The organism is Sphingomonas sp. (assembly GCF_031372575.1).
Classification (GTDB): Bacteria; Pseudomonadota; Alphaproteobacteria; order Sphingomonadales; family Sphingomonadaceae; genus Sphingomicrobium.
This window is the reverse complement of record NZ_JANMLM010000091.1, coordinates 39,271-45,596: the sequence shown is the minus strand read 5'-3', so window position 1 is coordinate 45,596 and position 6,326 is coordinate 39,271. Positions and strand designations below refer to the sequence as shown.

Below are 6,326 nucleotides of genomic sequence, written 5' to 3'. Positions count from 1 at the left end.
CGCCACGTGGTGGATCCGCCAGGCGATCACCCGCAGCATCGCCGACCAGGCCCGCACCATCCGCATCCCGGTGCACATGATCGAAACGATCAACAAACTGGTCCGCACCAGCCGCCAGTTCCTCCACGAGACCGGCCGCGAACCGACCCCCGAAGAACTCGCCGAGCGCCTCTCCATGCCGCTCGAAAAAGTCCGCAAGGTGATGAAGATCGCCAAGGAACCGATCAGCCTGGAAACCCCGATCGGCGACGAGGAAGACAGCCATTTGGGCGACTTCATCGAGGACAAGAACGCCGTCATCCCGGTCGACGCCGCGATCCAGGCGAATCTGAAGGAAACCGTTACCCGCGTGCTAGCAAGCCTGACCCCGCGCGAAGAACGAGTCCTCCGCATGCGCTTCGGCATCGGTATGAACACCGATCACACGCTGGAAGAAGTCGGCCAGCAATTCTCGGTGACCCGCGAGCGGATTCGGCAGATTGAAGCGAAGGCTTTGCGGAAGCTGAAGCATCCGTCGCGCTCGCGAAAAATGCGAAGCTTTCTCGACCAATAAGCGTCACCCCGGCCTCAAGTCGGAGTCCGCCTCCCCTTCCCGTTTGTCCCGAGCCAAGTCGAGGGATCTTCTCTAAACACGAAAGCAGGTCCTGAGCTTGTCGTGGGGCCAGCGGGTCGCCATCAGGCGAGCCGACTGACGTCACGACTGCCCGTGACGGCTTTGGCCTCATGCCAGATGGGTTGAGTTTGAAATAGCCTTTGCTTTTTCGAAATGATGTTGGTGTAAGTGCACCGCTCGGCAGAAACTGGATAGGATAGCGACATCCTCATGTCGGAAGCTGAGTAATGATACCCGAATTTGAGCTGGGAAACGTACTTCCGCCATTCATGGGCGGAGACGTGCTCGGCCAATTTCATCCTCGTTCCCCTTACGTGGCATCAATGTCTGAACTGGTTGCCAGATTTGCGACCTCTCCTGAGCGAGCAACAATTCTTCGCGGCTTAATGGATTATCGAGATGCGCTGAGGGACATTGGATTTTTGCGCGCTTTCCAATGGATTGATGGAAGCTTCGTTGAAGCTTGCGAGTTGATCAAGGGCCGGCCGCCGGGAGACGTGGATGTCATATCGGTTGTTCAACGACCCGAGGAACACGCTGACGAAAACGCTTGGGCGGCCTTCGTTGGCGCTCATGCTAATGGCTTGTTCGACTCCGACTTTTGCAAGGCTACCTACTCGTGCGATTCGTATTTCATCGACCTAGGAATCGAGCCGAGTGCGGTATCAGAACAATCTGCTTATTGGTTTGGATTGTTCAGCCATCAGCGTGATACATTCCGTTGGAAGGGATTGGTTCAAATCGATCTGCAAAGCGACGATGAAGCCGCAATGCTACAATTGGCAGAGATAGAAGCAGCATGGTGACCAAGATTCACCGAGACGCACTTCGCAGCGAAGTAGCTTCAATCCGCGCATTGCTTGAGCGCTCGGCGGGGCATGATCCTTTGGGATCTCGCTCGCTCCAAAAACGACTTGCTTCCTTGGAGGCTGAAATCGGGCAAATTGAGGACGTAGAACATAATGTTGCAAGCGTAGCGCTCGTGTTTGACGGGGAGCCCGTTCGCGGCTCGTCGGGGATTGAGGCGGACTTCGCTGGGAAAGCGCTCCAAGATTATCAGGAGTTAGTATCGAAGCATGTCGCAGCCGAAAGCGGTCCGCTGGCTGAACGTGGTCGTTTGCCAGATCAAATCCACAGGCAAGCTCGAATGAATGTAACGGCTCTGGTGCACGGGTCATTTGGTTTTGTCTTGGAAGAAGACGGCGGTGACCAGCCTGGAATGTTTGAGACCCCCGCGCAACGAGCTGTGCAATCTGTGACAAATTTACTCGAAGAAGTCGCAGCCGCTGACGGTCGGCTCTTCGATGCAAAACTTGACGAGTTGGATATTCGAATCTTTCACACTCTGAAGCGATTTATCGGAACGTTGCATAAGGCCCGTTCGACACTTCGTGTCTCAGAAGAACAGCGGGATCTAAAACTCGATGTTCCCAGCGTTGAAAGGGCCTTCGAGCGCGTATCGCAAGTCGACGTTGAAGAAATAGATGAGACCTTTGAAGGTGAATTATTAGGCCTAGTCCCCATACAGCGGCGCTTTGAATTCAAGAAGGCTGACGATGGCGATGTACTCCAAGGGCGCGTGGCAGCGAATCTCAGCGCTGATTACCTAGAACGCATTGAAAGAGAAGGACTTGTAGCAGCTGGTGGGTGGCGCGCCACAATCCGTACAAAAACCGTACTGCACCCTGATGGACGACACACATCAGTGTCACGCACACTTCTTGACTTGATACGCCCCTAGCAAAGTCCACGTCGGATTCGGCGCCAGAACCACGGGATTACGGTGGGATTACGGTGACAGTGCACTAATTACCTTTCCGCCCCAAAACCAAATCAATCCCCACCTCCGCCGACATTCCATCGACGCAAGCGCGTCGATGGAGCCTCTAAGTCGGCTTCGCCAGCACCAGCGCCAGCTTGCGCTCCGTCACCTTTCCCCTTCCGCCAGACATTCCAGCCGCGCTTCGCGCGCCCGGAGCCTTTAAGTCGGCTACGCCCGCTCGATCAGCTGATCCTTGTCCAGCGCCACGACCAGCGACACGTTGGCGACCGGGTCACCGTGCCACTCCCCTAAGCCCCCCGCTTCCCTTCTCCCCCAAACCAAGGCATCTTCCACGCCGGGCAAAGTGGGGGGAGACTGACGATGACTACCGGCGTGAACCCGGCGCTGTTTCCCTTCATCATCACCCTGGCGCAACTCTCCCTGATCGGTCTCGGCATCATCATCGGCGGAGCGACGATCGTTTATGGGGTCATGTTTTGGAAGGGCGACATGTCCGGCGCCAGCATCGCCCGCATCCTTCAGCAGACCGACGTGCCCAAGCTGGCGACCATCATCCTTATCGTGCTGGCCGCCTCGCTGCTCGGGCTCCTCGGCGTAATCGCAGGGGAAGCGGTCATCGCACTGCTCAGCGGCATTGCCGGCTACGTCCTCGGCCATCGCGCCGGGCCCAAGGATACGGCACCGGACTGAGCCGCGTGTCGGCGAACTTCACGCTGCGCCCAAACGCGCTTATGATGGTGCCTCCGCTCCTCAGGCCCGGGAAATCGCCATCATGTCTGACCATGTCTACAAGATCGTCGAGCTCGTCGGCTCCTCGCCCACCAGCATCGAGGATGCGATCCAGACCGCGATCGCCCGCGCCTCGTCGACCATCGAAAATATCCGCTGGTTCGAAGTCACCGACACCCGCGGCCATGTCGAGGGCGGCAAGGTGTCGCATTACCAGGTGACGATCAAGATCGGCTTCACCGTCAAGGGATAAGCGCGGTCTAGGTAGCCCCTTCCAATGTAGGATTTCGTCTGCCAGCCTCGGGCTGCACGACTCGATCGTGCCGGCCACAGGATCAGGATATGCGCTCAGATGCCAGCCCAACCACTCGCGATTTTCGCGCGATTTGCGGTTCGTTCGGTGCGCAATGCGGGCGATTTCCGTGTCTGTTCGACGCACCATCGGCGGATTTCCGCGAAAAATAGGAAAAATGGTCGCTGACCATGCGACTTTTGCGACCTTTGGGGCTTTACGCGCGCCTCAATGCTCGGCGATCGCGCGCTCGACCTCGCCCAGTTTGTCCTTCCCGAAGTATAATTCCGCCCCCACCACGAATGTCGGGATACCGAACGCGCCATGATCCGCGGCGGCCTGGGTATTGGCCATCAGCTTCGCCTTGACCGCCTCGTCCCGCGTCGCCTCGAGCAACGCCTCGGCATCGAGCCCGGCGGCTGCCAGCACCTTGGCCAGCGCGGCGGGGTCCGAACAATCCACCCCCTGCTCCCACATCGCGGCGAACACTGCCTCGACATAGGCCGGCAGCACCCCCTGCCCCGCTGCAGCCACCGCCCCGCGCATGGGGAGCAAGGTGTTGACCGGGAAATGCGGGTTCATCACGAATTTGGTCAGCCCATGCCGTTCGATGAAGCGAACGATCTCGCGATGCTCATAGGCCAGCTTGGCGGGAATATGGGCGAAGGCGAACATCGGCGCCTGATTCCCGGTCAGCTTGAATAATCCGCCGAGCAGCACCGGCACATAGCCGAATCTGGCCCCGGTGCGCGATTCGATCCCGGGCAGGACGCGGTGGACGAAATAGGCGTTGGGGCTGGCGAAATCGAAGTACAAGATCGGGTTGCTCACCAGCTTTCTCCAAACGGCCGCAGGTCGAGTTCGTGGGTCCACGCGTCGCGCTTCTGGCGGTGCAGCATGAGGTAGGTCTCGGCGATCGACTGCGGGTCCATCAGCGCGCCGTCGGGGATCTCGGCCTCGGGCCGGGCGGCGGCAATCCGCTCGCGAACCCAGGCGGTGTCGACCCCGGCGTCGATGATCAGATGGGCGACGTGGATGTTGTGCGGCCCAAGTTCGCGCGCCATCGATTGGGCGGTCGCCCGCAGTCCGGCCTTGGCGGCGGCGAAGGCGGCATAGCCCGACCCGCCGCGGACCGAGGCCGTCGCGCCGGTGAAGAAGATCGAGCCCTTGCCGTGGACGAGCAAGCGGCGCGCGGCTTCGCGGCCGGTGAGGAAGCCGGCGTAGCAGGCCATTTCCCACACCTTGCGGAACACCCGTTCGCTGGTGTCGAGCAACGGGAATTGGACGTTGGCGCCGATGTTGAAGATCACCGCTTCCAATGGCGCATCAGCCGGGTTGGCTGCGTCGAGGAAAGCGGCGATCGCTTCTTCCGAGCGGGCGTCGAGCGTGTGGCCGCTGAACCGCCCGCCAGCCGCTGCAATCTCAGCCTCAAGTGGCTGGAGTTGGTCGCCATTGCGTCGCCCGCCATGAACCGCATAGCCCGCCGCAGCGAAGGTCCGCGCGATCGCCGATCCGATGAAATCGCCCGCCCCGACGATCGCCACGCTGCCCAGCTTGTCCATCGGCGGATAAGGTTCGGAAAACAGGACCAGAGTCAATTGGTGCGCGGTTCAGCTGACTCTATCCAGCAGTAGCCGCCGCCTAGCGCGGGACTAATATCACGCCATCGACATTGCCGGCCGGGCGCTTAGCGGCAGACGAGCCCGAATTGGGCCAAGTCGCGGGAATAGCCTTGGGCCCGCGACACCCAGCGCGAAGGCATAACCGTCAAAAGCGTGAATCGACCGGGAGGGCGTCAGCCGTCACGCGATCGCTGGAGATAATAAGGCAGCGACTGCTTCATCCCGGCTTCGATATCGAACGCCGGGCGATAATCGAGCATCCGCTCGGCCTTGGAGATATCGGCTTCCGAATGACGCATGTCACCGGGGCGAAATTCGCCATAGTCGGGGTCACGAGCATAATGCACCTGATGCTCGGCAAGCCCGTCGCGGATCAGCTCGAACAATTGGTTGAGGCTGGTCCGCGCGCCGACCGCGACATTGTAAATCTCGCCTTGCGCCTCATCGGGCGCGAGCGCGGCGAGGATATTGGCCTGGACCGCGTTGGCGATATAGCAAAAGTCGCGGCTGGTTTCACCATCGCCATTGATCGTCACCACGTCGTCGGCGAGCATCGCGTCGGCCCATTTGGGGATCACTGCAGCATAGGCCCCGCCCGGGTTCTGCCGCGGGCCAAACACGTTGAAATAGCGCAGGCCGGTCGCCTGATAGCCGAACGCCTGCGCGTAAACCCCGGCATAAATCTCGTCGATCAATTTGGTCGCTGCATAGGGTGACAATGCGCGACCGATGCGCTCCTCGCGCTTGGGCAGTTCGGGATCGTCGCCATAGGTCGAGCTTGACGCGGCATAGACGAACCGCCCGACCCCGGCTCGTCGCGCGGCGTCGAGCAAGTTGATGAAGCCGGTGACATTGCTGTCATGGCTGGCCAGCGGATCGGCCATCGACCGCGGCACCGAGCCCAGCGCGGCCTGGTGAAGGATGACGTCGACGCCCTCGACGATCGACTGACACAGGTCGCGGTTCCGAATGTCGCCGGTGACGAATTTGAACCGATCGGATGCGCCAGGGACCGCGGCCAGCGCCTCGTCGAGATTGCGCTGGAAGCCGGTCGAAAAATTGTCGAGCCCAACCACCTGCTGCCCTTGGCGAAGCAGGGTTTCAACCAGGTTCGAGCCGATAAACCCCGCCGCGCCGGTCACCAGCCAGGTCGATGCTTTGGCCCCAAGCATCGCTGCAACCTTGTCTTCGCCCACGTTGCTCATGCAGTCCCCGTCTCGATCATCCAGCGCCCCTTCATAGAGCGACGCCAGAAGCGTGCAATGCGTTGCAATATGCCACTCGCGC

Annotated in this window: 8 protein-coding genes; 5 read left to right on the top strand and 3 right to left on the bottom strand. The window is 60.3% G+C overall.

Annotated elements, in window-relative coordinates:
- From RMN73_RS09300 to RMN73_RS09280, 5 genes are all read left to right on the top strand, one after another.
- Positions 1–553, top strand: a 553-nt coding sequence (locus RMN73_RS09300) for a sigma-70 family RNA polymerase sigma factor (protein WP_309603043.1), incomplete at its 5' end; no start/stop codon positions are given.
- Positions 554–840: 287 nt separating this feature from the next.
- Positions 841–1,419 (top strand): DUF6932 family protein, encoded by a 579-nt coding sequence (locus RMN73_RS09295; RefSeq protein ID WP_309603042.1) that lies wholly within the window; start codon positions 841–843, stop codon positions 1,417–1,419.
- Positions 1,416–2,354 (top strand): hypothetical protein, encoded by a 939-nt coding sequence (locus RMN73_RS09290; protein WP_309603041.1) that lies wholly within the window; start codon positions 1,416–1,418, stop codon positions 2,352–2,354. Before RMN73_RS09295 ends, RMN73_RS09290 begins: the two co-directional genes overlap by 4 nt.
- 402 nt (positions 2,355–2,756) lie before the next feature.
- A complete protein-coding gene (locus RMN73_RS09285) occupies positions 2,757–3,086 on the top strand; it encodes a hypothetical protein (protein ID WP_309603040.1) in 330 nt (109 codons plus the stop codon).
- A gap of 82 nt (positions 3,087–3,168) precedes the next feature.
- Positions 3,169–3,378 carry a dodecin gene (locus RMN73_RS09280; protein ID WP_309603039.1) on the top strand — a complete coding sequence of 70 codons (210 nt, stop codon included), beginning with the start codon at positions 3,169–3,171 and terminating at the stop codon, positions 3,376–3,378.
- A 267-nt stretch (positions 3,379–3,645) separates the two neighbouring features.
- Here RMN73_RS09280 and RMN73_RS09275 read toward each other — a convergent pair whose 3' ends face one another.
- From RMN73_RS09275 to RMN73_RS09265, 3 genes are all read right to left on the bottom strand, one after another.
- Positions 3,646–4,248 carry a 2-hydroxychromene-2-carboxylate isomerase gene (locus RMN73_RS09275; protein WP_309603038.1) on the bottom strand — a complete coding sequence of 201 codons (603 nt, stop codon included), beginning with the start codon at positions 4,246–4,248 and terminating at the stop codon, positions 3,646–3,648.
- Positions 4,245–4,979 carry an SDR family oxidoreductase gene (locus RMN73_RS09270; RefSeq protein WP_309603037.1) on the bottom strand — a complete coding sequence of 245 codons (735 nt, stop codon included), beginning with the start codon at positions 4,977–4,979 and terminating at the stop codon, positions 4,245–4,247. Before RMN73_RS09270 ends, RMN73_RS09275 begins: the two co-directional genes overlap by 4 nt.
- A 233-nt stretch (positions 4,980–5,212) precedes the next feature.
- Complete coding sequence (locus tag RMN73_RS09265; RefSeq protein ID WP_309603036.1) at positions 5,213–6,244, bottom strand: SDR family oxidoreductase; 1,032 nt, start codon at positions 6,242–6,244, stop codon at positions 5,213–5,215.
- Positions 6,245–6,326 lie beyond the last annotated feature (82 nt).